Origin of the sequence: Sphaerotilus hippei, assembly GCF_003201595.1 — a bacterium.
Taxonomy (GTDB): Bacteria; Pseudomonadota; Gammaproteobacteria; order Burkholderiales; family Burkholderiaceae_C; genus Sphaerotilus; species Sphaerotilus hippei.
Genome location: NZ_QJJS01000018.1, coordinates 47090 through 73545, shown reverse-complemented (window position 1 = coordinate 73545; position 26456 = coordinate 47090). Strand labels below are relative to the sequence as shown.

Genomic DNA, 26456 nt, shown 5'->3' with positions numbered 1-26456 from the left:
GACGCCGGTGATTCAGTCCTCCCGGACCAGCCCCGCGGCCACCGCCGCCAGGGCAAGGTCCTCGACGAGCTCGATGTCCAGCGGCATCGAATACCGCAGCTTGACGTGGCGCAGCCCCTTGCCCGCGCCTTCGAGTTGCGGGAAACGCTCGGTCAGCAACACCCCGTTGAACACCTGCAGGTGCGCATGGCCCTTGTGCATGACCAGGGCCAGCACATTGCGCCCGGCCAGCTGGAAGGTCAGGTTGCCCCACTTCACGGCCTGCTCCAGCTCGGGCACGGCAGCCATGATGGTGCGCGACACCGCCCGTGCGGTCGGCTCCTGCACCGGCTGCAGGGTGTCGAAATAAGTGGCGACCAGCGCGGCCGGTCGAATCAGATGGCGCATGACTGCAACCTTTCATCCCAGGTGACTGCAAAGGGATCGGTGAGCCCTGCACGCCGCCCCGCAGTACCGGGGCAGCGCCTGCTCGTTCAGTGCCTGCCCGCTTGGGCGTCGAACAGGCGATAGAGTTCCAGCGACAGCCGCTGCAGATCCCGGTCCCCCTGAAGGTGGCCCAGACTCAGCATCTCGCGCGCATAGTCGTGGTCGTAGTGCATGCGGGTGCGCTGCACGTCCCAGCCCGCTTCGGCCATCAGCCGTGAAAAACGCTCGCACTTGCGCAGCTGCAGCGTCGGCGCCGCCAGGTGCCAGGGCAACGAGGCGATGTCGGCATCCTCGGCCAGCGACTCGTCGGCCTGCGGGCCGGCTTCCTGGCGCCAGCGATCGGCCAGCGTGGCGAAGGCGCTGCGCAGCACCGTCGAATCGCTCGGCGCCGCCTCGGCCACGTCCCGCTCCTGGGCGCGCGGCCGAGGCCTCTTGCGACTGTTCATCGTGTCTTTCCTGTCATCGAACCGGGTGGCCTGAAGATAGTCAGGCACAGGGCGGTGCGATCCCCGGAAAAACAGGCGGTCCACCGTTCAGGTCTTGGGCAGGGTCACGCCCACCTGGCCCTGATACTTGCCGCCGCGGTCGCGGTAGCTGGTCTCGCAGACCTCGTCGCTCTCGAAGAACAGCACCTGGGCACAGCCCTCGCCCGCGTAGATCTTGGCCGGCAGCGGCGTGGTGTTGCTGAACTCCAGCGTCACGTAGCCTTCCCACTCGGGCTCGAAGGGCGTGACGTTGACGATGATGCCGCAGCGGGCATAGGTGCTCTTGCCCAGGCAGATGGTCAGCACGTTGCGCGGGATGCGGAAGTACTCCATCGTGCGCGCCAGCGCGAAGCTGTTGGGCGGGATGATGCAGACATCGGCCTCGATGTCGACGAAGCTCTTCTCGTCGAAGTTCTTCGGGTCCACCACCGTCGAGTGCACGTTGGTGAAGACCTTGAACTCGCGCGCGCAGCGGATGTCGTAGCCGTAGCTCGAGGTGCCGTAGCTGACGATCTTCTGGCCGTCGGCCGACTGGCGCACCTGGCCGGGCTCGAAGGGCTCGATCATCCCGGTCTGCTCGGCCATGCGGCGGATCCACTTGTCGCTCTTGATGCTCATGTTCTGGCAGGCCGTGCGGCCCCACTGCTGGCGTAACCGGCCATTTTAGGCGAAGCCGCTGCTCAGGCGCTGAAGTCGACCAGCTTGCCGAGCTGGTCCAACCCCTTGCTGAAGGTGCTGGAAACCGCCGAGGCCGCATCCCCGACCGTGTCGGCCACGGTGTAGACGGCCGACTCGATCGCCTCGCCCGCGTCCTCGGCCGCCTCGCCGATGTCCTCGAAGGCCTGGGTCGCGGCCTTCAGCGCGGTCTGCGCGCCCTGGTCCAGCTGCTGCACCCCGTCGACCGCGGCGGCATAGGCCGCCTTGGCCACGTCGCTGAAGGCCTCGCCGGTGGCCACCGCCGTGCCCAGCGTCGGGCCGAGCTGGGAGATGCGGGCGGCGAATCCGGTCTCGTTGCGGGCGGCCTTCAGCTGCGTGTTGCTGTGGGGCGTGGCACGCGTCGAAGAAATGGAACCGATGCTCATGCTGATACCTCCGATGTGTCTGATGCGCTGGAAAATGCAGGCTGCGGCGCCATTGCAAACACCCCGCGAAGTTGTGTGAAGAATTGATTCCATGCGACCGACCGACCTTTCCGGCGTGAACAAGGACCAGCCCCGGAAACATGGCCGATACCGCCCCGATACCATCGGGACACCACCACGGACATTCCAACTGGAAAACTCTGTCGATACGCCGACCAGAACCGGTGACGAACTTCAATCGAGTTTGCAGGGTTTTCACTTATCTTTGCAAAGCGACTAAATCACCGCACGCCAGCGCCAGCAACATGCCTGCATGCCCCGACACAGGAACTTGACCATGCCGCTGCGCCACACCCCCCGCCCCGTCCCCGGCCTGCGCCGTGCCGCGCTGCTGGGGCTGACCGCCCTGCACGGCCTGCTGGCGGCCTGCAGCTCGCCGCCCCAGGTGGTCCAGGGACCGACCTCGGCACCGCCGGTGCAGGCCATGGCCCAGGTCGAACGCCTGCACACCGGCGCGATCTTCCAGCCCAATGCCAGCACCAGCTGGCTGTTCTCGGACCAGAGCAAGCCCCGCCGCATCGGCGACACGCTCAAGGTCGACATCGCCGAGAGCCTCAGCGCGAGCAACCGCCAGACGATGGAGACCGGCCGGGAGAACAAGGTGGCCTCCAAGGGGCCGGGTTCGGGCGACACCTCGCTCAACGGCATCCTGACCGGCCTGCTGAACATGGACGCCAGCGCCAGCGGCAGCGACTCGTTCAAGGGCAACGGCAAGCTGGAGAACGCCAACCAGCTCAAGGGCAAGCTGGCCGCCACCGTCATCAACGTGCTGCCCAACGGCAACCTGGTCGTGGCCGGGGAACGCCGCATCGGCTTCAACGGCAACGTGAGCACGCTGCGCTTCTCCGGGGTCGTCAGCCCGCGCGACATCCAGCCCGGCGGCATCGTGGCCTCGACGGACGTGGTCGATGCCCGCTTCGAGCACCTCGGCCAGGGCGACATGGCCGACGCCAACACCCGCGGCTGGCTGCAGCGGGCCCTGACCAACGCGCTGACGGTCTGGTGAGGCGGCTCAGCCCTCGAAGCCCGTGACCAGGGCCTTCACCACCGGCGCGAGCTTGCGCCGGGTGCTGGCCCACTTGCCCATGCCGAGGGCATTGATCTCGAAGCCGCTGCTCGACAGCACCCGGCCGTCCGCCCCCCTCAGCACGAGCTGGGCGCGGCTCAGGTAGGGCCGGTGCTCCGAGGCCAGCGGCGGCACATCCCACTCGATGCCGGTGCTGTAGTGCAGCCAGACGGTGCAGTCCGCCCCCAGGCCCGCACCGTCGTAGACCCGGCTGGACACCCCCTGCTCCCGCAGCTCGAGCTGCAGCGCCGGCACCACGTCGGCCAGCAGCACGTCGGGCTCGAGCTGGATGCAGATCGACTCGATCCGTCCCTGCAGGTGGTGCACGGTATCGCGCGCCGACGGCGAGGCCACCGTCACCGCCGTGCCGACCGCCCCGCCGACCCCCTTCAGCAACTCGAGGGTCGGGGCCGGGCTGAGGATCGAGCAGCCCCCCTGCAGCAGGGCCAGGACGGCCCAGGGCCACCGGGTCGGTCGAAACTTGGAAAAGGGCGGCACAGAGGTATTCCGGGTGATGGCGGGACGGCATCAATTCTATGAACCGGCCCGCCGGGCGATCCCGGGAAAACCGGGGAAATACCCCGCAGCGGCGACGACCGGCCTCACCGGTCGATACCCGCCAGGAAAATCGCCTCGAACTGTTCCGCCGCCACCGCCGGACTGCACAGGAAACCCTGATAACCCCCGCAGCCGAGCCGGGCGAGTGCGGCCAGCTGCTCCGGTCGTTCGACCCCCTCGGCCACGACCTGCATCTGCAGGGTGCGCGCCAGCGAGATGATCAGGTGCACGACATCGACGCGCCGGCCGCCCTGCGCGAGGTCGACGACGAAGCTGCGGTCGATCTTCAGGGTGTCGACATCGAAGGTGCTCAGGTGCGACAGGCTGGAGTGCCCGGTGCCGAAGTCGTCCAGCGCCACCCGCACGCCGAGCTGGCGCAGCTGCCGGACCACGGCGATCGCCTGCTCGGGGCGGTCCATCATCACCGACTCCGTGACCTCCAGCTCCAGACAGGACGGCGGCAGCTGGTGCTGCGCCAGCAGCCGCTCCACCAGCGGGCACAGGTCCGGATCCGCCAGCTGGCACGGCGACAGGTTGACCGCCATCCGGAAACCCGGCTGCAGCCGCTGCCAGCGCTGCGCCTGCGCGCAGGCGCGCTGCAGGGCCCAGGCCCCCAGCGACAGGATGTCCCCGTTGGCTTCGGCCATCGCGATGAAACGGGTCGGCTCGACCCCCCGGCCATCGGCGCGGGTCCAGCGCATCAGGGCCTCCGCCCCCCGCACGCGGCCCGACACCAGGTCGACCTTGGGCTGGTAGTGCAGCGTCAGCTCGCCACGCTCGAGCGCATGGTGCAGCGACACCTCGAGCTCGTGGTGTTCGGCCACCTCGGCCATCCAGCTCGCGCTGTAGAAGCAGCAGGCCACGGCCCCCTCCTCCAGCGAGCGCAGCAGCGCCCGTTCGGCCTGCTGCAGCAGCTCGGCCGGCGTGCCCAGCCCGGGGGCGGACCGGGCCACGCCGATGGCATGGTGCAGGCCCGCCATCGGCGAGCCCTCGACCGACAGCAGGCGGCGCAGTCGATCCAGCCGCCCCTGCAGAGCCTGGGCCTGCGGCAGCCGCCACAGCAACGCCAGCGTGTCGCTGCCCAGGCTGGCCAGGCCTTCGTCCGGCCCCACCAGCTCGTGCAGGCAGACGACCAGCCGCCGCAGGCCCTGATCGAAGCGGTCCGCGTCGAGCAGCCGGCGCCAGGGCTGCAGGCTGACGGCCACCAGCACGACGGGTTCAGTCCGCGGACCGGGGTCGGCGAGCATCGCCCGGAGCCGCTCGTGCAGCAGGCGACGGTTGGGCAGGCCCGTGACGGCATCGTGCCAGGCGAGAAAGGTCAGCCGGTCCTCGCAGCGGGCCAGCCCGTCCGCGTCACGCACCAGCAGGCAGGCCGCGATCGGCGAGCCCGCCAGGCGGGTGACCGTCAGCTCGACCGGAAAGGCCCGTCCGTCGAGACGACGGGCCATCCGCAGCGGCGTGGGCCAGCCGGCCGTGCGATCGGATCGCTCAGGTCGATCGGGGTGCCGGCCGCCCCCGAGGCCCCCGGGCAGCAGCCAGACGAGGGCCGCAGCGCCCAGCTCGCCGGGACCGGCACCGAAGAGCGCCTCCGCGGCCGCATTGGCTGCGATCACGGTCATCCGCTCATCGAGCAGCAGCATGCCATCGCTGGTGGACTCGAACACCTGCAGCAGCGCCGGGAGCAACCCGATCACACCGGGTGACACGGACGGGAGAACGGACTGACTCATGGGAATCATGGGAAGGACACCGAAGTGGACCGCTTCCTCCGGCGGCAACCCTTCGATTATGCGTTCGCGTAGATCATTTTTATCAGTAACGATTTGTGCAACAAACCCACGCTCAAGCGTTACCAAGATCACAAAAAGCCGGCATAGTTGTATCCATGAGTGACAAAGCCGAATCGCCGTCGACCGACAGCAAGCCCCCCGCCAGCCGTCGCCGCGGAGAGGCCGCCAAGGCTCTGTTCAGGGAAGAACTGGTCCGGATCGCGCTGGAGCTGTTCAACCGCGAGGGCTCGAAAGGCGTGTCCATCCGGGCCATCGCCAGCGCGGCGGGCATCTCGCCGATGGCGGTCTACCGCTATTTCCCCAACCGCATGACCTTGCTAAGCCAGCTCTGGGACGACGTGTTCCATGAACTGGCCGCCTTCATGGAGGAGGCCGTCTCGGCGCGCAGCCGGCCCGAGGACCGCCTGCTGGCGGTGCTGGATGCCCATGTCGCCTACTGGACCACCCGACCCGAGCAGTTCCGCATGATCTACGTGGAACCGGCGCTGGACCCCGAAGGCGAGTCCGAGCTCGATTTCTGGCGCACCGCGCCGGGGCCGGCGCGGGTGCGCGGACTGATGGGCTCGCTGCTGATGGACTGCTGGCACAGCCGCTCGATCCAGGGCGCCGATCCGGCCGCGGCGATCGAGCAGCTGAGCATCTACCTGCGCGGCCTGCTGCACACGCTGCTGAGCACCGCCGGCAGCGACTGGCTGCAGCCCGAACGCGCGCTGCAGGGCGCACGTTCGGTGGTGCTGGCCCTGGCCGCCCATCACCCGTCGTTGCAGCCGGCCGATACCGTGGCCTGAACCGGGTCGCCGCTCTGCTCAGACCGGGCTGCGCACCCGCCACGGCTGGCTGTAGAGCACGCTGCGCCGGCCGCGCGTGAAGCCCGCGAGCGTCAGGCCGGCCGCCTCGGCGGTGCGCACCGCCAGCGCGGTCGGCGCCGAGATCGCCACCAGCAGACCGACCCCGGCGCTGGCGGTCTTGTGCACCATCTCGTAGCTGGCCCGGCTGGTCACCGCAACGAAGCCCGAGGCCGGATCGATGCGGGCCCGCGCCATCGCGCCGACCAGCTTGTCCAGCGCGTTGTGGCGGCCCACGTCCTCGCGCACCAGCCGGACCTCGCCGTCCAGGTCGCACCAGGCCGCGGCATGGGTCGCCCCGGTGAGCTGCTGCAGCGACTGCCCGGCGGCCAGCCCCGCCATCGCCCGCTCCAGGGCCGATGCGTCCACCGCGCTGGTGGCGACGCTGCGGCACACCGGACGCACCGCCTCGTCCAGGCTGTCGGTGCCGCACAGGCCGCAGCCGGTGCGCCCGGCCATCGAGCGCCGGCGCTCCTTGAGCCGGACCATGCAGCGCTGCGTGACCTGCAGCGCCAGCATCAGGCCCGCGGCGGTCTCGCCGGACCCGTGCGCCGGCCCATCGGCCGGATCGGGCGACTGCAGCTCGCAGTCGAGCAGGTCCTCAGGGCGATCGATCAGCCCTTCGGACAGCGAAAAACCCAGCGCGAAGTCCTCCAGGTCCTGAGGCGTGACCAGCATCACCGCGTGGGACACGCCGTTGTAGACCAGCGCCACCGGCACCTCCTCGGCCACCCATTCGTCGGCGGGCAGGCGGGCCCCGGCATCCAGGCGCGTCACGGCCAGGCGCGAGGCCGGGGGCGTGGCGCAGGCAAGGGAATCATCGAGCGACATGCCGGCGATTCTGGCACCTGCGGCCCGCCCTCGGCGACCGGACCGGGGGCCGGCTCAGCGCAGCGCCACCAGATGCCAGGCGGCCTCGACGTGGATGGCCAGCAGCAGCACCGTGCTCAGCACGGCGACGGTGAGGCGCGAGCGGTGCGAAGGCCGCGCCAGGCCACTGGTGCGCTCGGCCCGCAGCGCCTGCCAGCCGGCGGCGGCCAGCACGCAGATCAGCGGGCCGAGCCCCGCACGGTACACCGGCGAGGAGAACGCGACGACATGCGGCAGCTGGTAGAGCAGGCAGACCAGCAGCACGCCGCCGACCCAGCGCCCCTGGCCCTGGCGCACCAGCGCGGGCAGGCCGAGCACGAACAGCCAGACCAGCGCGGCCGAACCCAGCGCCTGCAGCACGGCAGGCACCCACGACACCGGACCGAGCGCCGCCAGATGGATCTGCAGCCGCCGCCCCTGCTCGTAATCGAAGGCCCAGTAGTTGCGGAAGCGGCTGGCGCAGCGCTGCACGAAGGCCCATGGCGCCTCGCGCAGGTAGGCCAGGCTGGACTGCATCATCGCCTGGCGCGGATCGGCCGCCTCGTAGTGCCGCCGCAGATAGGCCTGGGTGTCCGCCGGCAATGCCTCCAGCGGGCGCCACGCGAGGTGGCCGGTCTTGTAGGCCGGGGTGTGGGGGTTGTTGCCGATGAAGAAGTTGCGCTCGTTGTTGGTCGACAGCACCCAGCCCGCGCCCCGCGCATGGTTGAACTGCAGCACCGGCAGCAGGAAGACCAGCGCGACCAGCAGCACCGCCGCCGTCTGCGGCAGCACCAGCGGCCAGCGGCGCGTGCGCACCAGCGGCAGCGCGGCCAGCAGCAGCAGCAGCGGCGCGGAACCCGGGCGGGTCAGCACCAGCGCGGCGGCGTAGACCGCGGCCAGCAGCAGGTCGGTCCAGGCCCCGCGGCGCAGGAAACGCACGGCGAACAGGCTGGCCGCGGCGATCCACAGCGCACAGAAGGTGTGGGTCTCGGTCTGGCGGGCCATCCACAGCGTGGTCGGGCTCAGGCCGTGGAGCAGCGCCGCACCCCAGGCGACCGACCGGCGCCCGCGACACTCGTGGGCCAGCAGGAACACCAGCACGGTCGTCAGCGCGCTGAGCACCGACATGAAGACCTGCGCGATCGCCATGTCGGCACGGCCCAGCAGCGTGAACAGCCCCGCCAGCACCAGCGGCGCCCCGGGCGGCCAGTAGTGCGGCAGGCCGTCGTCCTCGCCACGGAACAGCTGGCGCGCCCGCTCGAGGTACTGCAGCGCATCACCGATCACCGGCGCGTCCTGCAGCAGCCAGGTGCCGACCAGATGGTTCAGCAGCAGGGCCGCGACGAACAGCAGCACGATCTGCCGCACCTCGACGCTCGAGGCGCGGTCATCCGGGCGCACCCGGCCGCCACGGTGCAGGGGCAAGGACGTGGCAGGCAGGCTCATGGCGGATCCGTGGGGCGCAGGGGGAACGGCGGCAGATACATCAGCTTACATTATCAGCCCCACCGTGGCCGACCGGCCCCAGCCATCCGGTGGTCCGTCGCGTCAGCGCTCGACGATCAGGTCGATGACCCGCTGCACGTCCAGGTCCTCCAGCGCCGGATAGATCGGCAGGCACAGCACCTGCTGCGCCGCCAGGCGGGCGTTGGGCAGGCGGTCGCGGGCGGCCGAGGGCAGGCCGCGGTACATCGGCATCTCGCTGAGCAGCGGGTAGAAATAGCGCCGCGCATGCACGCCGCGGGAGCGCATGCGCTCGTACAGCGCATCACGCGACAGGCCGTACTGCTCGTCCACGAAGATCGGGAAGTAGGAATGGTTGGCCACCGTGTGCGCCGGCACGTCCAGCACGCGGATGCCCTTCACGCCCGACAGGTGACGGCGGTAGTGCGCGGCGATCTGGCCGCGGCGGGCGATGAAGCGGTCGACGTGCTCGAGCTGCATCAGGCCGAAGGCGGCCTGGATCTCGTTCATCTTGCCGTTGATGCCCGCGGCCATCACCGTCACCTCGTCGGCGATGCCGAAGTTCTTCAGGTAGTCGATGCGCTGCTTGGTGCGGGCATCCGGGCAGACGATCGCCCCGCCCTCGACGGTCGTGAAGACCTTGGTCGCATGGAAGCTCAGCACCGACAGGTCCCCGCGGTTGAGCACGCTGTCGCCCTGGTGCTTCACGCCGAAGGCGTGGGCGGCGTCGTAGATGACCCGCAGGCCGTAGGTGTCGGCGATGCGCTGGATGCGATCGACGTCACAGGGCGTGCCATAGCAGTGCACCGGCATGATCGCGGTCGTCTGCGGCGTGATCGCCGCCTCGATCTGGTCGGGGTCGAGGTTCAGCGTCAGCGGATCGATGTCCGCGAACACCGGCTTCAGGCCGTTCCACAGCAGCGAATGGGCCGTGGCCGCGAACGAGTACGGCGTGGTGATGACTTCGCCCGACACCCTCAGGGTCTGCAGCGCCGTCAGCAGGCCGAGCGTGCCGTTGGTGAACAGGGCGATGTGCCTGACCCCCAGGTACTCGGCCAGCGCCGACTCCAGGCGCTGGTGGAACGGACCGCCGTTGGTGAGCACCTTGGCATCCCAGATCGCCCGCAGCGAGGGCATGAACTCCTCGAGCGGCGGCAGGAAGGGCTGGGTGACGTAGATGGGCGCCTTCGGCGGCAGCACGGGATTGGTGGTCATGGCGTTCAGGTCCGCCGGGTCACGCTGGGGGTGTCGATCAGGGCGTGGTGCCCGGCGGTCACGGCCGGGGCGGCCGGACGGCGGCGCACCAGCGCACCGGCGCGCTTGCGATGCAGTCGGGCGACCTCGAAGGCCATCGACATCGGCAGGAAGGCGACCCCCAGCACCCAGGTGCCCAGCACGGCCTTGCGCGCCAGCGACAGCGAGGGCCACTGGCGGATGGAATCGAGCAGCAGCGGCCACAGCCGCGGATGGTCACGGCCGATCTGCTGCGCCAGCGCATCACCGCCAAAACGCAGGCACAGCACGAGCGTGCGGACCTCCCAGGGCGCCAGCAGCAGCGGATGCTGGCGAGCCACGCCGGCCCGGTCGAGGCCGGCCTCGACCATGACCTTGGCGCTCTGCATGCGTTCGTACTCGGAGCGCAGTCCGGTGGGCGAGTTGTTGAAGATCAGCGAGCGGTCATCGGCGCTGCGGTGCACGCGGTAGGCCCCCTGGGGTTCAGCCAGCGACACGATGTCGCCATAGGCCGGTGCCAGCAGGATCGGCACCGAATCGGCACCGATGCGCCACGGCCCCTCGTCCATCGGCAGCACCTGGCGCAGGTAGTCGACGTGGTAGGCATTGCCCGACCCCGGCGGCGAGCCGTAGGAGCCGAAGCGGCTCACCCGCTCGAGCGCGTCGCGGTCGTGCAGGTCGGTGGGCAGGCGCCGGCCGGTCGGCCGGCCCTGGTCATCGACCATGTCCATGCGGAACTGCAGCTTGCTCACGCCCGGGCGCCAGGCCGCCACCAGGGCCGCCACGGCCCCGGGGTAGAGCCAGTCGTCCGCATCCAGGTACATCACCAGCTCGCCGCTCACCAGCGTCACGCCGAGGTTGTAGGCCGACGCCTGTCCGCCGTTGGGCTTCTCGTGGATCCTGACCCGGTCGGCATAACGCCGCACCACCTCCATCGACCCGTCGCGGGAACCATCGTCGATGACGATGACCTCGACATCGTCGTGGGTCTGGGCCAGCGCGGATTCGATCGCCTGGGCGATGAACTGCTCATAGTTGTAGTTGTCGATGACGACGCTGACGCGCATTGGATCTCCCCCCTCACCCTGAACGACACGACCTCGGCGACCCGCTCCACGACATGTGCGAGGGCACCCGATCACTTCGGCCGAGCCCTGTCGTTGGAATGGGTACCCGTACCGGATGTGTTCATTTGTATCTCAGGATACCGAGCAATTCGTGACATTTCGCACCGTTCCATCACCTTGCAGCAGCAGCGCAATAAAACAACCATTTGCGGGGGTGCCGGTCTTTCGGGCGCAAAAAAGCCCGGTCATGCCGGGCGGGGTGTCACGGACGGAGGCTGGCGAAGTCAGCGAGGCAGCGACGGCTCCCGGTCGGCGGGGGCCAGGATGCCGCGGGCGCGGATCACCGCCTCGCGCACCAGATCGCTCAGCCCGGCCCCGCCGGCCGGGCCGTCCAGGTAGGCGTAGAGGCGGCGGCGCATGCGGGGCTCCCAGAACTTGCGCAGGTGCTGGGTGACGCCGTCGATCGCCTCCTCGTGGTCGGGGAAGGAGGCGAAGAAGTCGCCGATGCGGTTGGCCAGCCGGACCAGGGTGAGGTCCGGGTCGTGGTGCACGTCGTCGGGGTCCGTCACTTGGCGACCTCCGGCTCGGCCGCGCGGGCCCGGGCGAGCAGGTCCTGCTGCTCGCGGCTGAACGTGGCGAAGTCCTGCTGCCAGCCGCTGAGCTGGCTCACCTTGCTGACCTGCACCGCCGTGACCTTGTACTCGGGGCAGTTGGTGGCCCAGTCCGAGGAGTCGGTGGTGATGACGTTGGCCCCCGACTCGGGGAAGTGGAAGGTGGTGTAGACCACGCCGGGCTGGACCCGCTCGGTCACGTCGGCGCGCAGCACGGTGTCGCCCGAGCGGCTGCCGATGCCGACCCAGTCACCGTCCTGGATGCCACGCTCCTGGGCATCGTGCGGGTGGATCTCGAGGCGGTCCTCCTCGTGCCAGCGGCTGTTGTCGGTGCGCCGGGTCTGGGCGCCGACGTTGTACTGGCTCAGCACCCGACCGGTGGTGAGGATCAGCGGGAAGCGGCGCGTGACCTTCTCGTCGGTGGCCACGTACTGCGTGATCAGGAAACGGCCCTGGCCGCGCACGAAGTGGTCGACGTGCATGATCGGCGTGCCGGCCTCGGCGGTGTCGTCGTTGCAGGGCCACTGCACGCTGCCCAGCCGCTCGATCTTCTCGTAGCTGACGCCGGCGAAGCTCGGCGTCAGCGCCGCGATCTCGGCCATGATCTGCTCGGGATGTTCGTAGTGCATCGGGTAGCCCAGCGCGTTGGCGAACTTCTGCGTCACCTGCCAGTCGGCCAGGCCGGCCAGCGGCGGCATGACCTGGCGCACCCGGCTGATGCGGCGCTCGGCGTTGGTGAAGGTGCCGTCCTTCTCCAGGAAGGACGCGCCCGGCAGGAAGACGTGAGCGTACTTGGCGGTCTCGTTGAGGAAGAGGTCCTGCACCACCACGCACTCCATCGCCGACAGCGCGGCGGCGACGTGGCGGGTGTCGGGGTCGGACTGCGCCGGGTCCTCGCCCTGCACGTAGAGCGCCTTGAAGCTGCCTTCCAGCGCGGCATCGAGCATGTTGGGGATGCGCAGGCCCGGCTCCGGGTTCAGCGTCACGCCCCAGGCGGCGTCGAACTGCGTGCGCACCGTCGTGTCGGAGATGTGGCGGTAGCCGGGCAGCTCGTGCGGGAAGCTGCCCATGTCGCAGCTGCCCTGCACATTGTTCTGGCCGCGCAGCGGGTTGACGCCCACCCCTTCGCGGCCGACGTTGCCGGTGGCCATCGCGAGGTTGGCGATGCCGATGACCATGGTCGAGCCCTGCGCGTGCTCGGTCACGCCCAGCCCGTAGTAGATCGCGCTGTTGCCCCGGCGGGCGTAGAGCCGCGCAGCGCCGCGCAGCTGCTCGGCCGGCACGCCGCAGACCTCGGCCATCGCCTCGGGCGAGTTCTCGGGGCGGGCGACGAAGTCGCGCCACTGGGCGAAGCTCTTCGGGTCGCAGCGCTCGGCGACATAGGCCTCGTCGACCAGCCCTTCGGTGACGATCACGTGCGCCAGCGCGCTGATCACCGCCACATTGGTGCCGGGCCTGAGCTGCAGGTGGTGGTCGGCGTGCACATGCGGGCTGTCGACCAGCTCGATGCGGCGCGGATCGATCACGATCAGCCTGGCCCCCTGGCGCAGGCGCTTCTTCAGGCGCGAGGCGAAGACCGGATGGCCTTCGCTCGGGTTGGCGCCGATGACCATCACCACGTCGCTGTGCTCGACCGACTTGAAGGTCTGCGTGCCCGCCGAGGTGCCGAAGGTCTGGCCCAGGCCGTAGCCGGTCGGGCTGTGGCAGACGCGGGCGCAGGTGTCGACGTTGTTGGTGCCGAAGGCCGCGCGGATCAGCTTCTGCACGAGGTAGGTCTCCTCGTTGGTGCAGCGGCTCGACGTGATGCCGCCGACCGCATCGCGCCCGTAGGTGCCCTGGATGCGGCGGAACTCGCCGGCCGCGTGGTCCAGCGCCTCGTCCCAGCTCACCTCGCGCCACGGGTCGGTGATCTTCTCGCGGATCATCGGCTTCGTCAGGCGGTCCTTGTGGGTCGCGTAGCCCCAGGCGAAGCGGCCCTTGATGCAGCTGTGGCCCTCGTTGGCCTTGCCGTCCTTCCAGGGGGTCATGCGCACGACCTGGGTGCCCTTCATCTCGGCCTTGAAGCCGCAGCCCACGCCGCAGTAGGCGCAGGTGGTGATGATGGCGTGCTCGGGCTGGCCGAGCTCGATGACGGTCTTCTCGGTCAGCGTCGCGGTCGGGCAGGCCTGCACGCAGGCACCGCAGCTGACGCATTCGCTCTGCATGAACGGCTCGTCCATGCCGGCCGACACGCGCGACTCGAAGCCGCGGCCGGAGAGGGTCAGCGCGAAGCTGCCTTGTGTCTCCTCGCAGGCGCGCACGCAGCGGTTGCAGACGATGCACTTGCTCGGGTCGTAGGTGAAATACGGGTTCGACTCGTCCTTGGCGTGCGCCAGGTGGTGCCGGCCGGTGATGCCCGCCACCGCGGTTTCGCCGACGCCATACCTCACGTTGCGCAGGCCGACCACCCCCGCCATGTCCTGCAGCTCGCAGTCGCCGTTGGCCGCGCAGGTCAGGCAGTCCAGCGGGTGGTCGCTGATGTAGAGCTCCATCACGCCCTTGCGCAGGTCCTGCAGCTTCGGGCTCTGAGTGCGCACGTTCATGCCGGCCTCGGCCGGCGTGGTGCACGAGGCCGGGTAACCGCGCCGGCCGTCGATCTCGACCAGGCACAGCCGGCAGGAGCCGAAGGGCTCCAGGCTGTCGGTGGCGCAGAGCCTGGGCACCTGGATGCCGGCATCGACCGCCGCGCGCATCAGCGAGGTGCCCCGGGGCACGGTGACCTCGAAGCCGTCGATGGTCAGCGTGAGCGACTCGCTCGAGGTGCTGGCGGGCGTGCCGTGGTCGACGTCGTGGCACGTCGCCGTGCGCGGACGCACGGGATGGAAATGGATCGGGCGGGCGGGAGCGTTCATGGCGTTCTCCTCAGTGGGCCGCGGGCGCTGCGGCCTCGGCGGGCGCCAGGCCGAAGTCGGCCGGGTAGTGGTTCAGCGCCGACAGCACCGGATAAGGCGTCATGCCGCCCATCGCGCACAGGCTGCCGCCGAGCATCGTGTCGCACAGGTCCCGCAGCAGCAGGACCTGCTGCTCGCGGACCTGCGGCTGGTGGCGGGCCGCGCCGATGCGGTCGATCACCTCGACCCCACGCGTGGAGCCGATGCGGCAGGGCGTGCACTTGCCGCAGCTCTCCAGCGCGCAGAACTCCATCGCGTAGCGGGCCAGGCCGGCCAGATCGGCGGTGTCGTCGTGCACCACCAGGCCGCCGTGGCCGACCACCGCGCCGATGGCGGCGTAGGCCTCGTAGTCGAGCGGCACGTCCCACTGCGATTCGGGCACGTAGGCGCCCAGCGGGCCGCCCACCTGCACCGCCTTGATCGGCCGCCCGCTGGCGGTGCCGCCACCGAAGCCGTGCAGCAGTTCGCGCAGCGTCAGCCCGAAGGCCTTCTCGACCAGTCCGCCGCGGCGGATGTTGCCCGCCAGCTGGAAGGGCAGCGTGCCGTGCGAGCGGCCGACGCCGAAATGGCGGTAGAACGCGCCACCACGGGCGAGGATCAGCGGCACGGCGGCGAAGGTCAGCACGTTGTTGATGACCGTGGGCTGGCCGAACAGGCCCTGCAGCGCCGGCAGCGGCGGCTTGGCGCGCACGATGCCGCGCCGGCCTTCCAGGCTCTCGAGCATCGCGGTCTCCTCGCCGCAGACGTAGGAGCCCGCGCCCATGCGCACCTCGAGGTGGAAGGACCGGTCCGTCCCCCCGATGCGCTCGCCGATCCAGCCCGCGGCGGTGGCCTGCGCGATGGCCTCGGCCAGCGTGGCCACGGCGTGTGGATACTCGGAGCGCACATAGACGTAGCCTCGTTCGGCACCGACGGCCAGCGCGGCGATCGCCATGCCCTCGATCAGCATGAACGGATCGCCCTCCATCACCATGCGGTCGGCGAAGGTGCCGGAGTCGCCCTCGTCGGCATTGCAGACGACGTACTTGCGCTCGCTGGCGGCCCCGGCCACCGTCTTCCACTTGATGCCCGCCGGAAAGGCCGCTCCGCCGCGGCCGCGCAGGCCGGAATGGGTGACCTCGTGCAGGATGTCCGGCGGGGCCATCGCCAGCGCCGCCTTCAGGCCGGCCCAGCCCTCGTGGGCCTCGTAGTCGGCCAGCGACAGCGGATCGGTCAGGCCGACGCGGCGGAAGGTCAGGCGCTCCTGCAGGGCCAGGTAAGGGATCTGCTCGGTCACGCCCTGGCGCAGCGGGTGGCTGCCGTCCTGGCCGCCCGCTTCGGCCACCAGCGCCGGCCACAGGCCGGGCACGTCCTGCGGCGCGACAGGACCGTAGGCGACCCGGCCCTGCGGGGTCGTCACCTCGACCAGGGTCTCCAGCCAGAGCAGGCCGCGCGAGCCGTTGCGGATCACGCGGGCCTCGAGGCCGTGGGCCAGCGCCTGCGCGCGCAGGGCCTCGGCGACGGCATCGGCGCCGACGGCCAGCGCGGCACTGTCGCGCGGAACGTGGAGGGTGAGGCTCATGCGGGCGCTCCTTCGGCCGCGGGGGCCACGGCCAGCAGCGTGTCCAGGCGCTGCGGTGTCATGCGGGCATGGGGCTGGCCATCGATCACCAGCGCCGGCGACATCGCGCACAGGCCCAGGCAGTAGGCCGCCTCGACCGTGTGGCCACCGCAGGCGCTGGTCGGCTCGGCCTCGCTGCAGCCCAGCGTCTGGCGGGCCTGCGCCAGCAGCGCCTCGGCGCCCATCGAGCGGCAGGCCTCGGCACGGCAGACCTGCACGACCCGGCGCCCCGGCGGGCGGCTGCGGAAGTGGTGGTAATAGGAGACGACCCCGTGCACCTCGGCGCGCGACAGGTGCAGCGCCCGGGCGATGCGCGGCAGCGCGGCCGGCGGCACATGGCCGAGCCGGTCCTGGATGCCGTGCAGGATGGGCAGCAGCGGGCCTTCCAGCCCGGCACACGCCGCGAGCACCGCGTCGACGACCTCGGCATGGGCCGGATCGAGCGCACCGGCCGGGTCGGTGCCGTCGGGCACGGCCACGGCGCCGGGGCGCCGCTGCGGTGCGTGCTGCTGGGGGGTGCTGGGCATCACCGGTCTCCTCTGTCTTTTCAGGCGGCCACTATCGGCCGGCCGGCCGGCGGCGTCCAATGGAATCGGGAAACGGGTCGATTCAATCCTTGAATGCTGCAGCGCAACAGCGCCCTTCAGGCCGCCGGTCGAGAGAACTCGTTGCGCCAGTCCCCGCCGATGGCCAGCGCGATCGCCGCCTCCTGGGCCAGCGACAGCCGGGCCAGCGCCGGCACCATCAGGCCCACCGGCGTGGTCTGCTCGGGCTCGATCAGCGGATGCAGCGCCAGCCCCGCGTGCTGCAGCACCAGCGCCGCGAGCGAGCCGGGCACGACGCTGCACAGTTCGCCCGACTGCACCGCCAGCAGCAGCGCCAGCACCGAATTGGTCTCCATCACCGGCTGCACCGCCGCCCCCGCGCGCACGAAGGCGTCGTCGATGATGCTGCGGTTGTGCATCTCCCGGGTCAGCAGGCACAGCGGCTGGCGGGCGGCCTCGCGCCAGCGCCAGGGCTCGGCCAGCCCGCCAGCGGGGGCCCCGTCGGCGCCCGCGCGGGTCAGGAAAAAATAGTGCTCGGTGTACTGCGCCACGACCCGCGGAGCGGCGGCTCGGGCGGTGCCCGGGTCGCCCTGGCGACCCGGGCGATCGACATAACCGAAGGCCAGGTCCAGCGACAGGCTGCCGATGCCCTGCTCGATCTCGGGGGAGCTCAACGAGCGCACCACCGGCTGCAGGCCCGGATGGCGGCGGTGCAGGTGCGCGGCAAAACGGGTGGCCACCGGGATCGCGGTCGGCACCGCGCCGAGCACGAGGCGACCGCCGGGCTGCTCACGCGCGGCACACAGCTCCTGCGACAGCGCCTCGCACTCGTGCAGCAGCCGGTGCGCGCTGGCCAGCACACGCTCGCCTTCTTCGGTCAGCCCCTCGTACTGCCGCCCCCGGCGCACGATCGTCACCCCGTAGCGGGCCTCGAGCGCACGCAGCGCGTTCGACAGCGCCGGCTGGGTGATGTGGCAGGCCTGGGCCGCGCGGCCGAAATGGCGCTGCTGCTCCAGCGCCACCAGGTAGCGCATGGCGTCGAGCAGGTTCATCGGGCCACCCCCGACCGGAGCCGGCTTCGGCCGGCTGGCGCGGCCATCACCCCGTCAGGAGCGCCGCATTCGGCAGTGATATAACCACGATAAGTATGCATTTATTCACGAAATCCATGCTGGCCCGTGGTGCCAGAGCCGCCGGAACCGCCTCCGGCATCAGACCCGACACCTCCCGCCATCATGACCGTCCACCCGGGCCGAGTCCACGCCCGCGCCGGGCCGCAGGCCTGGGGTACAGTGCGCCGCTCAAGGGCCGGGGCCATGCCCTGCGTCCAGATCGTGCCGGATTCCGGGCCCGTGGGCCGGAGCCCGGCTCCACCGCCCCACGCCGGATGCTCACGACTTCCCTCTTCTTCTCCCTGGTGCAGGGTGCCAGATGGCTGAGCGCACTCGCCGTCGCGAACGCCGCGCTGCTGGCGGGTGCACTGCTGACGGCCTGTGCGCTGCCGAGCCAGGCGGCCAGCGGCGAGGCCACGCCGCGCCATGTGCGGGTGGTGGCGAGCCAGTTCCATGCGCAGTGCCCGCTGGCGGGCAAACGGCGCACGGTGCTCAACATCGACTCGCAGAAGGAATGGGACAGCACGCTGCCCGACAGCACGATCGAGGCCGCCGCCGGGCGCAAGGTGCACTGGTCGCGCCAGCAGGTGCTGCTCTACGCGACGGCCCCCGGCAAGCACGACGTGCGGCTCACGTCGCCGGCCCGGGGCCTGATGCTGTCGGGCGGGGTGCTGTACTGGCCGGTCGACGAACAGGTCGACACGGCCACGAAGGCCAGGGGATCACGCTCGTGCCTGATCACCATCGTCACCCCGCGCAGCTACTGGCAGCGCATCAAGGTGATCGACCCGGACCAGATGCGACGCCGGGCCGACTGAGCCGGCTCAGGTCCCGGCCGACACCGTGATGGTCGGGAAACGGGCCGAGTAGTCCTTGGCGCTGCGCGCCACGCTGACCGCGACCCGGCGCGCCAGCGCCTTGTAGAGGCCGGCGATCTCGCCGTCCGGCTCGGCCGCGACGGTCGGGCAGCCGGCGTCGGCCTGCTCGCGGATCGACAGGTTCAGCGGCAGCTCGCCCAGGTGCGCCAGGCCGAACTCGGCGGCCATGCGCGCGCCGCCGCCGTGGCCGAAGATGTGCTCGACGTGGCCGCAGTTCGGGCAGCAGTAGACCGCCATGTTCTCGACCACGCCGAGGATGGGCACGCTGACCTTCTCGAACATCTTCACGCCCTTGCGGGCGTCGAGCAGCGCGATGTCCTGCGGCGTGGTGACGATGACCGCGCCGGTGACGGGCACCTTCTGCGACAGCGTCAGCTGGATGTCGCCGGTGCCCGGAGGCATGTCGACGACCAGGTAGTCGAGGTCGTGCCAGCGGGTCTGGCGCAGCAGCTGCTCGAGGGCCTGGGTGGCCATCGGGCCGCGCCAGATCATCGCCTGGTCGTTGTCGACCAGGAAGCCGATCGACATGACCTGCAGGCCCAGCGCCTGCATCGGCTCCATCGTCTTGCCGTCCTCGCTCTGCGGGCGGCCCTGCGCGCCCAGCATCGTGGGCTGGCTGGGGCCGTAGATGTCGGCATCGAGCACGCCGACCCGCGCCCCTTCGGCGGCCAGCGCCAGCGCGAGGTTGGCCGCGGTGGTGCTCTTGCCCACCCCGCCCTTGCCAGACGCGACGGCGATGATGTTCTTCACGCCGGGCAGCAGCTGCACGCCACGCTGCACGGCGTGCGCGACGATGCGGGTGTCGAAGTCGACCTGCACCGAGCGCACGCCGGCGTCGGCGGCCTTCACCGCCGACTCGACCAGCGCCGCCAGCGCGGGCCAGGCGCTGCGGGCCGGGTAACCCAGCTCCACGCGCAGGGAAACGGCACCGGCACCGGCATCGGTCTTCAACGTCTGCAGCGCCTTGGCCCCGACCAGCGGCTGGCCGGTGTGGGGATCGATCACCGCCTGCAGGGCAGCGCGCACGGCTTGTTCATTCAGGGACATGGGGCGACACGGACTCATCGTTCAGGATGGCCACAGTCTAGCGAAGCCGCCGCGCCGGCGTCGGCCATGGGGCCAAGCACCGGCGTCGCCCCCGGTCAGCCCGCTGGCGTCAGAAGCTGTAGCCCAGCGACAGCGAGTAGACCACCGGCCTGAAATCGATGCGGGTGGTGCGCACCACCTCGCCGGAGGCGGTGCGGGTGGTGGCGCGCAGATCACTGCGCACGTCGGCCGCCGCCACCGTGCCGACCACCGACCACTGCGGATCGAGCTGCCAGACCGCGCCGGCGTGGGCGGCCAGGCCCCAGGAGTCGCTCAGCTCGATGGTGGTGGGCCCGCCGCTGGCCGCATCCCCCGACGCCGTGCTGCGCATCTTCTGGAAGCGCGTGTGGTTGAGTCCCAGCCCCACCAGCGGACGCACCCGGTCACCGGGCTGGCCGAGGTGGTAGTTGACGAACACGGTCGGGCAGACCTGGCCGACCGAAGCGATCTGGCCGAAGGGCTGGATGACCCCCTCGCCGTAGACCTTGTGGGCCGGCGGCACGCCCAGCGCGAGCTCGACCGCCCAGCGGTCCACCGGGCGGTAGACGTAGCCGAATCCGACGGTGGCCGCATCGCCAACCCGCAGGCGCACGCCGGGGGCGGGCGTGGCCGGCCCGCCCTGCAACGCGTCGGCCTTGCTGGCGATGTCGAAGTAGGCGCCGCCGATGTAGAGACTGTGCTGGGCGGCCGCCGGCAGCGCCGTCAGGGCCGGCAGCAGCGCGAGCGCCAGCCGGAGCGACGAACGCGGGGACAGGGGAAGCTTCATGGGTTTTCCTTGCTCGATCACGTCACAGGCCCGCGGCCAGCACCTGCTGGAAGTAGCCGCGCGCCAGCGCGTTGCAGAACGGCGGCACCAGCGTGCCGTGGTAGGCCGACCGCACGGCAGCCTGCCCGCCGTCGGTGGCTCCGGCGGCGACGGCCGCCGCGGCGGTGGCCGCCTTGGCCTGCGCGAAGCCGGCATAGACCGGATGGGTCGCGTCGCTGGTGGCGGGGGCGGACTCGAGGTCCCAGGCCGGCACGCTGACGCCGCGGGTGGCGAAGTCGGCCTGGACCGCCGGCGCGTTGAGCGCCCAGAACACGCTCGGGTCGCCGGCACCGCCGCACAGGGCCATCGGCCGGCGCGGCGTCCAGCCCAGCAGCGTGTTGGCCTGCAGCGCGCGGCGGAAGGCGGAGCCGGCATAAGCCGCGCGGAAACCATCGGTCAGCAGGCCGCCGCTGCCCCACAGCGCCGTGAAGGTCGGGTCGGCCGGCAGCTTGCCGGCGGCGATCAGCGTGCTGACGCTGTCGTCGGACGGCAGCAGCCCCTCGATCGTCGTGGCCCAGGGGCTCTGGTAGGCGTCGGTCGGCTGGCCGTACATGCCGCCGTAGGCGCGCTGGTAGCTGGTCAGCAGCAGCGGCGCGAACAGCGTGGCCCCCGCGTTGACCGTGCCGCCGGTGGCCGTGACGGCGTCGTTCATGCCCACCAGGTTGTAGGGGCCGGACAAGGCGGCGGTGGCCGTCACCGTGAACTCGCCGGCATGGTCACGCTCGATGACCTTGTGCGTGGCCATCGCCACGTGGCCGCCCTGCGAATACCCGGTCAGCAGCAGCTTCGACGAGGCCTGCGTCGTCGAGCCGGAGTCCGTGATGTGGGCCTTGGCCGCCCGCAGCGCGTCGACCATGTCCAGCGCCTGCGCCTCGGCGTTCAGGTAGGGGTGGTAGGTCAGCGACGAACGCTCGTAGCCCTGGTAGTTGGGGGCCACGACGATGAAACCCTGCGCCGCATACATCGCCATCACCAGCGCGGCCTCGCCGTCGGTGCTGACGGCGGCCATGTTCTTCGAACGGGAGGTGCTGGTGCCGTGGGCATAGAGCACGACCGGCCGCTCGCCGGTGCAGGCGCCGTCGCTGCCGGTGGGCACCAGCACGCCCGCCGAAGCGGTGGTCGGCGCCCCGAGCGGGTCGCGGGTGATGTAGTGGACGTAGCGCACGGTGACGTCGCAGCGCGCCGCACCGGTGAGCGCCTGCGCGCCCGAGGCGCTGGTGCCCGCGTCGATCTGCGCGCGGGTCGCCTGGCCCACCTGCTGGGCGATCACGATCGTGGCGCGCGCCGGCGGCGCATCGTCGTCCTCGCGGCCTCCGCCGCAGGCGCCCAGCAGCGTGGCCGCGGCCAGCAGGGCCAGCCGGAAAGGGCGATGGGGAGTGGTACGGGGCATCTCGTCTCCTTGAAAAGCACGATCGTTCTTTTTTTCCGGAAGCGATGGTAGGCGGATCACCAGGGGGCCCATCGAGCGGGCAAACCCGCCTCCGGCATGGAGGCCTGACTCTAGAAAGCGGCTTCCACCCGGTTGCGACCGGCCCGCTTGGCCCGGTAGAGCGCGGCATCGGCGTCGCTCAGCATCTGCAGGCCGTCCTGCAGGTCGACCGGGATGCGGCCGCACACGCCCAGGCTGGCCGTGATCGGCAGCTGCAGGCCCTCGAAGGCCACCGGGTGGGCGGCCAGCGCCTGGCAGAGCTGCCGGGCGACCTGCATCGCGCCGTCGAGCTCGGTGCAGGGCAGCAGGATGACGAACTCCTCGCCGCCGTAGCGGGCCACCACGTCGGACTGGCGCAGCGCCACGCCACGGGCGCGCCGCGCGGTGATGCGCAGGCACTCGTCCCCGGCCTGATGGCCATGCTCGTCGTTGAGCCGCTTGAAGTGGTCGAGGTCGAGCAGCACCAGCGCGAACGGGCGCTGGCTGCGCATCGAGCGGCGGATCTCGGCCTGCAGGCACTCGTCGAAATGGCGGCGGTTGTAGACCCCGGTCAGGCCGTCGGTGCGGCTGACCTCGTCGAGCCGGCGGTTCAGGCCCTCGAGCTCGCTGGTGCGCTCGGCCACCCGGGCCTCCAGGCGCTCGTTGGCCTCACGCTGGGTGACGATGACCTCGGCCTGCGCCGCCTCGCGCAGCCGGCGCTCGTTGTTCAGGCGTGCGGCCAGGCCCAGCGACAGCAGCACCACCTCCACCGCTGAGCCGATCTGCGAGCCGCTCTCGGTCACCAGGTTGCGCGGCAGCAGGCCGAACTTGTTGAGCGCCAGCAGCATGCCGCCCAGGAAGACCAGGCCCCAGGCGATCATGAAGACCCGGGCGGGCGCGAAGCCCTCGCGGGAACGGGCGGTCGAGACCACCATGGCCACCGCGATGTTGAGCATGGCCAGGCTGATCAGCAGCACGATGGCCTGCAGATACGGCAGCACGAAGGCCAGCGCCGCCGACAGGAAGGTCAGCACCTGGAAGACCTGCATGACCCGCAGCATCCAGCCGCGGCGCTGGCCCAGGTCCATGAAGACCATCATGAAGCGGCCGGCGAACGCCATCGCCAGCGCCAGGAAGAACACGATGGCGGTGTCGTTCCAGCCCACCGCCTCGGGCCACAGGTACTGGAAGCTCAGGCCGTTGAGCGAGCCCAGGAAGGCCGTCATGCAGGCCACCCAGAGCACGTACCAGAGGTAGACCCGCTCGCCCAGGCCGAAGAACAGGAAGAGGTTGTAGGCCAGCATGCCCAGCATCACGCCGAAATAGAGACCCTGCACGAGCAGGTCGGCCTGGCTGTGGTCCTCGAACTCGCTGCGCTGCCACAGGCGCGAGGGAAACTGCATCGAGCTGGTGGTCTGCACCCGCACCAGCACCTGCCGGGCCGCGGGCTGATCGATCGGCAGCAGGAAATGGCGATGGGCGACGGCGCGCTGCACGAAGGGCAGCGCATCGCCGGTGATCTGGCGGCGCAGCACCCGGCCCTGCTCGTCGAGCAGCACCATGTCGACATGGTCGAGCACCGGATAGGCCACCTCCAGCAGGCGCTCGGCCGCGCCCGGCGCCGGGCCGGCGGGCGGCAGGTCGATCAGGAACCAGTAGGCCGCCGAGGTGTAGCCCCAGGTGATGCGGTCCGAGGCCACCGGATGCCACCAGCGGTCCTCGCGCAGGCGCGACAAGGCCTGGTCGAGCGTGACGGCAGCGCGGTCGTCGATCATCAGGCGCAGGCGTGGGGTGGGCGTCGAGCCCGCCTCCACGGGCAGGCACAGCACCAGCCACAGCAGCGGGACCAGCACGCCCGCGAGCACCAGCGTGCGCCTCAGCAGGCCACGGGCCAGGTGACGGCCATGGCGCAGGCCTCGCCACATCAGCGGGTCGAGTCGACGACGACGGACGGAGAAGAACATGCACACACCACCAGGAGAGCCGGACACGGGTCCGGGGCATGAGTGGGATTGGGCACCGATCGCCGGGCGGGCGATCCCCGGAACAGCACGGGGTCCGGCCCCGTTCATCGGGTCCGCTGCGCGCCGCCGGGTCAGCGCCGCCGGGCGCCGGGCACCTGCAGCACGACGGCGCTGCCGGGCCGGGCCACGCAGGGCAGCACGTCGCCGTCCGCATGCTCCTCGGCGCTCAGCCCGGGCCAGTCGACGGTGTAGTGCACCCGGCCCTCGAGCAGCCGGCAGCGACAGGCGCGACAGGTGCCGTTGCGGCAGGAACTGGGCAGCACCAGGCCCGCCGCCTGCGCGCTGGCCAGCAGGGTCTGATCGGCCGGGGCGGCCCATTGCACGTCCAGCGGCAGCAACCGCACCGGCCAGCTCGAGGGAAAAGCGTCCATGCCACGATCGTAGCCGCCCTAAAATCGACGGCTTCGCCGCATGGCGCGCCGCCCGGCGTGCCCGGCCACCCGATGCGCCCCCACATGACCCGCCAGCTCTTCGTCACCACCGCCCTGCCCTACGCCAACGGCAAGTTCCACATCGGCCACATCATGGAGTACATCCAGGCCGACATCTGGGTGCGGTTCCAGCGCATGCAGGGCCATCAGGTGCACTTCGTCGGCGCCGACGACGCGCACGGCGCGCCGATCATGATCGCCGCCGAGAAGGCCGGCATCACGCCGCAGCAGTTCGTGGCCGACATCGCCGCGGGCCGCAAGGAATACCTCGACGGCTTCCACATCAGCTTCGACAACTGGCACTCGACCGACGGCGTCGAGAACCACCAGCTGGCGCAGGACATCTACCGCGCGCTGCGCGACCGGGGCCTGATCGAGGTGCGCTCGATCGAACAGTTCTTCGACCCCGACAAGGGCATGTTCCTGCCCGACCGCTTCATCAAGGGCGAATGCCCCAAGTGCGGCGCCAAGGACCAGTACGGCGACTCCTGCGAGTCCTGCGGCGCCGTCTACGCGCCCACCGAGCTGAAGAACCCCTACTCGGCGCTGTCCGGGGCCACGCCGGTGCTGCGCACCAGCGACCACTATTTCTTCAAGCTGAGCGACCCTCGCTGCGCCGACTTCCTGCAGCAATGGACGCACGAGTCCGAGCGCCTGCAGCCCGAGGTGCTCAACAAGATCAAGGAATGGTTCACCAAGGACGAGGACGGCCAGGGCGGCCTGGGCGACTGGGACATCAGCCGGGATGCGCCCTACTTCGGCATCGAGATCCCCGACGCGCCGGGCAAGTACTTCTACGTCTGGCTGGACGCGCCGATCGGCTACCTGGCCTCGCTGAAGAACTGGTTCGACCAGGGTGGCCCCAAGGCCAAGTACGGCGAGGCTCGCAGCTTCGACCAGTTCATCGCCGACCCGGCCGTCGAGCAGTACCACTTCATCGGCAAGGACATCACCTACTTCCACACGCTGTTCTGGCCGGCGATGCTGCAGTTCAGTGGCCGCAAGACGCCCAACAACGTCTTCGTGCACGGCTTCATGACCGTCAACAACGGCGAGAAGATGAGCAAGAGCCGCGGCACCGGCCTGGATCCGCTCAAGTACCTGTCGCTGGGCATGAACGCCGAGTGGCTGCGCTACTACATCGCCGCCAAGCTGAACTCGCACGTCGAGGACGTGGACTTCAACCCCGAGGACTTCGTCGCCCGCGTCAACTCCGACCTGGTGGGCAAGTACATCAACATCGCCTCGCGCGCGGCGGGCTTCATCGCCAAGCGTTTCGGCGGCCGGCTCAGCGGCGACCTGGGCGTCGAGGGCCGCACGCTGCTCGACACGCTGCGCGCCCACCGCGACACCATCACCGGCCTGTACGAGTCGCGTGAACTGGGCAAGGTGCTGCGCGAGATCATGGCCCTGGCCGACCGCGTCAACGAGTACGTCGACCAGAACAAGCCCTGGGAGCTGGCCAAGAAGGAGGGCCAGGACGCCGTGCTGCACGACGTCTGCTCGGTGTGCATCGAGGCCTTCCGCCTGCTGACGATCTACCTCAAGCCCGTGCTGCCGGCGCTGGCCGCCCACGTCGAGGCCTTCCTGCAGGTCGAGCCACTGGACTTCCACGGCGCCAGCCGCGCGCTGGGCGCCCACACCATCGGCGCCTACCAGCACCTGATGCAGCGCGTGGATGCCAAGCTGCTGGAGGAACTGTTCGCCGCGCCCGAGCCCGAGAAGCTCATCCCCGGCGGCGAGGCGCTGGCCCCCGAGATCAAGATCGACGACTTCACCCAGGTCGACCTGCGCATCGCCAGGATCGTCAAGGCCGAGCATGTGGACGGCTCCGACAAGCTGCTGCGCCTGACGCTGGACGTCGGCGAAGGCCGGCTGCGCAATGTCTTCAGCGGCATCAAGAGCGCCTACAAGCCCGAAGACCTCGAAGGCAAGCTGACGGTGATGGTGGCCAACCTGGCGCCGCGCAAGATGAAGTTCGGCATCAGCGAAGGCATGGTGCTGGCCGCCAGCGACGCCGACGAGAAGAAGAACCCAGGCGTCTTCGTGCTCGAGCCCTTCCCCGGCGCGCAGCCCGGCATGCGGGTGCGCTGAACGCCCC

General features: G+C 70.5%; 24 protein-coding genes. 4 read left to right on the top strand and 20 right to left on the bottom strand.

The annotated features are described in order from the left end of the window. Positions 1–12: 12 nt before the first annotated feature. The 4 genes from C7444_RS16530 to C7444_RS16515 form a co-directional block, all read right to left on the bottom strand. A complete protein-coding gene (locus C7444_RS16530; protein WP_110401956.1) occupies positions 13–387 on the bottom strand; it encodes a DUF1801 domain-containing protein in 375 nt (124 codons plus the stop codon). Between the two features lie 86 nt (positions 388–473). Further along, positions 474–872 carry a hypothetical protein gene (locus C7444_RS16525; protein ID WP_146219419.1) on the bottom strand — a complete coding sequence of 133 codons (399 nt, stop codon included), beginning with the start codon at positions 870–872 and terminating at the stop codon, positions 474–476. Positions 873–959: 87 nt separating this feature from the next. Next, entirely contained in the window at positions 960–1529 is a 570-nt protein-coding gene (gene dcd, locus C7444_RS16520) for a dCTP deaminase (RefSeq protein WP_110401954.1), read from the bottom strand. Between the two features lie 62 nt (positions 1530–1591). Continuing rightward, positions 1592–1993: a hypothetical protein gene (locus C7444_RS16515; protein ID WP_110401953.1), complete on the bottom strand. Its 402-nt coding sequence runs from the start codon at positions 1991–1993 to the stop codon at positions 1592–1594. A gap of 337 nt (positions 1994–2330) precedes the next feature. Here C7444_RS16515 and C7444_RS16510 point away from each other — a divergent pair, with 337 nt between their 5' ends. Next, positions 2331–3059, top strand: coding sequence for a flagellar basal body L-ring protein FlgH (locus C7444_RS16510; protein WP_110401952.1), 729 nt, complete (start codon positions 2331–2333; stop codon positions 3057–3059). 6 nt (positions 3060–3065) lie between these two features. Here C7444_RS16510 and C7444_RS16505 read toward each other — a convergent pair whose 3' ends face one another. After that, positions 3066–3617, bottom strand: coding sequence for a cell division protein FtsI (locus tag C7444_RS16505; RefSeq protein WP_110401951.1), 552 nt, complete (start codon positions 3615–3617; stop codon positions 3066–3068). Positions 3618–3721: 104 nt separating this feature from the next. Then, positions 3722–5371, bottom strand: a complete 1650-nt coding sequence (locus tag C7444_RS16500) for a putative bifunctional diguanylate cyclase/phosphodiesterase (protein ID WP_170130784.1) — start codon at positions 5369–5371, stop codon at positions 3722–3724. Between the two features lie 191 nt (positions 5372–5562). On the opposite strand from C7444_RS16500, the gene C7444_RS16495 reads away from it, so the two are divergent. Next, positions 5563–6255, top strand: coding sequence for a TetR/AcrR family transcriptional regulator (locus C7444_RS16495; protein ID WP_110401949.1), 693 nt, complete (start codon positions 5563–5565; stop codon positions 6253–6255). Between the two features lie 18 nt (positions 6256–6273). Here the strand turns inward: C7444_RS16495 and fdhD are convergent, their stop codons facing one another. From fdhD to C7444_RS16450, 9 genes are all read right to left on the bottom strand, one after another. Beyond that, positions 6274–7143: a formate dehydrogenase accessory sulfurtransferase FdhD gene (gene fdhD, locus C7444_RS16490; protein ID WP_110401948.1), complete on the bottom strand. Its 870-nt coding sequence runs from the start codon at positions 7141–7143 to the stop codon at positions 6274–6276. Between the two features lie 54 nt (positions 7144–7197). After that, positions 7198–8607: an ArnT family glycosyltransferase gene (locus tag C7444_RS16485; RefSeq protein WP_110401947.1), complete on the bottom strand. Its 1410-nt coding sequence runs from the start codon at positions 8605–8607 to the stop codon at positions 7198–7200. Between the two features lie 102 nt (positions 8608–8709). After that, positions 8710–9840, bottom strand: coding sequence for a DegT/DnrJ/EryC1/StrS family aminotransferase (locus tag C7444_RS16480; RefSeq protein ID WP_110401946.1), 1131 nt, complete (start codon positions 9838–9840; stop codon positions 8710–8712). Between the two features lie 5 nt (positions 9841–9845). Beyond that, on the bottom strand, positions 9846–10925 hold the full coding sequence (locus C7444_RS16475) for a glycosyltransferase family 2 protein (protein WP_110401945.1): 1080 nt from the start codon (positions 10923–10925) through the stop codon (positions 9846–9848). Positions 10926–11209: 284 nt separating this feature from the next. Continuing rightward, a complete protein-coding gene (locus tag C7444_RS16470) occupies positions 11210–11494 on the bottom strand; it encodes a formate dehydrogenase subunit delta (RefSeq protein WP_245909603.1) in 285 nt (94 codons plus the stop codon). After that, positions 11491–14427, bottom strand: a complete 2937-nt coding sequence (gene fdhF / locus C7444_RS16465; protein ID WP_110401944.1) for a formate dehydrogenase subunit alpha — start codon at positions 14425–14427, stop codon at positions 11491–11493. Before fdhF ends, C7444_RS16470 begins: the two co-directional genes overlap by 4 nt. Positions 14428–14437: 10 nt before the next feature. Then, positions 14438–16027 carry a formate dehydrogenase beta subunit gene (locus tag C7444_RS16460; RefSeq protein WP_110401943.1) on the bottom strand — a complete coding sequence of 530 codons (1590 nt, stop codon included), beginning with the start codon at positions 16025–16027 and terminating at the stop codon, positions 14438–14440. Further along, positions 16024–16593 (bottom strand): formate dehydrogenase subunit gamma, encoded by a 570-nt coding sequence (locus C7444_RS16455; RefSeq protein WP_110401942.1) that lies wholly within the window; start codon positions 16591–16593, stop codon positions 16024–16026. Before C7444_RS16455 ends, C7444_RS16460 begins: the two co-directional genes overlap by 4 nt. 116 nt (positions 16594–16709) lie before the next feature. Continuing rightward, complete coding sequence (locus C7444_RS16450) at positions 16710–17663, bottom strand: LysR family transcriptional regulator (protein WP_110401941.1); 954 nt, start codon at positions 17661–17663, stop codon at positions 16710–16712. Between the two features lie 335 nt (positions 17664–17998). Between C7444_RS16450 and C7444_RS16445 the strand changes: the two genes are divergently transcribed. Next, on the top strand, positions 17999–18541 hold the full coding sequence (locus C7444_RS16445) for a hypothetical protein (RefSeq protein ID WP_110401940.1): 543 nt from the start codon (positions 17999–18001) through the stop codon (positions 18539–18541). A gap of 6 nt (positions 18542–18547) precedes the next feature. Here the strand turns inward: C7444_RS16445 and apbC are convergent, their stop codons facing one another. The 5 genes from apbC to C7444_RS16420 all read right to left on the bottom strand — a co-directional run bounded on the left by apbC (position 18548) and on the right by C7444_RS16420 (position 24295). Next, positions 18548–19648 carry an iron-sulfur cluster carrier protein ApbC gene (apbC, locus tag C7444_RS16440; RefSeq protein WP_110401939.1) on the bottom strand — a complete coding sequence of 367 codons (1101 nt, stop codon included), beginning with the start codon at positions 19646–19648 and terminating at the stop codon, positions 18548–18550. A 109-nt stretch (positions 19649–19757) separates the two neighbouring features. Next, positions 19758–20453: an OmpW/AlkL family protein gene (locus tag C7444_RS16435; RefSeq protein ID WP_110401938.1), complete on the bottom strand. Its 696-nt coding sequence runs from the start codon at positions 20451–20453 to the stop codon at positions 19758–19760. A 22-nt stretch (positions 20454–20475) separates the two neighbouring features. Further along, a complete protein-coding gene (locus tag C7444_RS16430) occupies positions 20476–21882 on the bottom strand; it encodes an alpha/beta hydrolase family protein (protein WP_110401937.1) in 1407 nt (468 codons plus the stop codon). Positions 21883–21992: 110 nt separating this feature from the next. After that, positions 21993–23864, bottom strand: coding sequence for a sensor domain-containing diguanylate cyclase (locus tag C7444_RS16425; protein ID WP_170130783.1), 1872 nt, complete (start codon positions 23862–23864; stop codon positions 21993–21995). Positions 23865–23995: 131 nt separating this feature from the next. After that, the gene (locus C7444_RS16420) at positions 23996–24295 is read right to left on the bottom strand and encodes a 2Fe-2S iron-sulfur cluster-binding protein (RefSeq protein WP_110401935.1); all 300 of its coding nucleotides are present in this window, start codon (positions 24293–24295) and stop codon (positions 23996–23998) included. Positions 24296–24379: 84 nt separating this feature from the next. Here C7444_RS16420 and metG point away from each other — a divergent pair, with 84 nt between their 5' ends. After that, positions 24380–26449, top strand: coding sequence for a methionine--tRNA ligase (gene metG, locus C7444_RS16415; RefSeq protein ID WP_110401934.1), 2070 nt, complete (start codon positions 24380–24382; stop codon positions 26447–26449). The last annotated feature ends 7 nt before the right edge of the window (positions 26450–26456 follow it).

Excerpts from the sequence above, each read along its gene's own strand:
- C7444_RS16455 (WP_110401942.1), bottom strand. The coding sequence starts at position 16,593 with ATGCCCAGCACCCCCCAGCAGCACGCACCGCAGCGGCGCCCCGGCGCC.
- C7444_RS16530 (WP_110401956.1), bottom strand. The coding sequence starts at position 387 with ATGCGCCATCTGATTCGACCGGCCGCGCTGGTCGCCACTTATTTCGAC.
- fdhD (WP_110401948.1), bottom strand. The coding sequence starts at position 7,143 with ATGTCGCTCGATGATTCCCTTGCCTGCGCCACGCCCCCGGCCTCGCGC.
- C7444_RS16475 (WP_110401945.1), bottom strand. The coding sequence starts at position 10,925 with ATGCGCGTCAGCGTCGTCATCGACAACTACAACTATGAGCAGTTCATC.
- C7444_RS16495 (WP_110401949.1), top strand. The coding sequence starts at position 5,563 with ATGAGTGACAAAGCCGAATCGCCGTCGACCGACAGCAAGCCCCCCGCC.
- C7444_RS16480 (WP_110401946.1), bottom strand. The coding sequence starts at position 9,840 with ATGACCACCAATCCCGTGCTGCCGCCGAAGGCGCCCATCTACGTCACC.
- C7444_RS16430 (WP_110401937.1), bottom strand. The coding sequence starts at position 21,882 with ATGCCCCGTACCACTCCCCATCGCCCTTTCCGGCTGGCCCTGCTGGCC.
- C7444_RS16425 (WP_170130783.1), bottom strand. The coding sequence starts at position 23,864 with ATGTTCTTCTCCGTCCGTCGTCGTCGACTCGACCCGCTGATGTGGCGA.
- metG (WP_110401934.1), top strand. The coding sequence starts at position 24,380 with ATGACCCGCCAGCTCTTCGTCACCACCGCCCTGCCCTACGCCAACGGC.
- C7444_RS16485 (WP_110401947.1), bottom strand. The coding sequence starts at position 8,607 with ATGAGCCTGCCTGCCACGTCCTTGCCCCTGCACCGTGGCGGCCGGGTG.
- C7444_RS16435 (WP_110401938.1), bottom strand. The coding sequence starts at position 20,453 with ATGAAGCTTCCCCTGTCCCCGCGTTCGTCGCTCCGGCTGGCGCTCGCG.
- C7444_RS16460 (WP_110401943.1), bottom strand. The coding sequence starts at position 16,027 with ATGAGCCTCACCCTCCACGTTCCGCGCGACAGTGCCGCGCTGGCCGTC.
- C7444_RS16420 (WP_110401935.1), bottom strand. The coding sequence starts at position 24,295 with ATGGACGCTTTTCCCTCGAGCTGGCCGGTGCGGTTGCTGCCGCTGGAC.
- C7444_RS16510 (WP_110401952.1), top strand. The coding sequence starts at position 2,331 with ATGCCGCTGCGCCACACCCCCCGCCCCGTCCCCGGCCTGCGCCGTGCC.
- C7444_RS16525 (WP_146219419.1), bottom strand. The coding sequence starts at position 872 with ATGAACAGTCGCAAGAGGCCTCGGCCGCGCGCCCAGGAGCGGGACGTG.
- C7444_RS16445 (WP_110401940.1), top strand. The coding sequence starts at position 17,999 with ATGCTCACGACTTCCCTCTTCTTCTCCCTGGTGCAGGGTGCCAGATGG.
- apbC (WP_110401939.1), bottom strand. The coding sequence starts at position 19,648 with ATGTCCCTGAATGAACAAGCCGTGCGCGCTGCCCTGCAGGCGGTGATC.
- dcd (WP_110401954.1), bottom strand. The coding sequence starts at position 1,529 with ATGAGCATCAAGAGCGACAAGTGGATCCGCCGCATGGCCGAGCAGACC.
- C7444_RS16450 (WP_110401941.1), bottom strand. The coding sequence starts at position 17,663 with ATGAACCTGCTCGACGCCATGCGCTACCTGGTGGCGCTGGAGCAGCAG.
- fdhF (WP_110401944.1), bottom strand. The coding sequence starts at position 14,427 with ATGAACGCTCCCGCCCGCCCGATCCATTTCCATCCCGTGCGTCCGCGC.
- C7444_RS16515 (WP_110401953.1), bottom strand. The coding sequence starts at position 1,993 with ATGAGCATCGGTTCCATTTCTTCGACGCGTGCCACGCCCCACAGCAAC.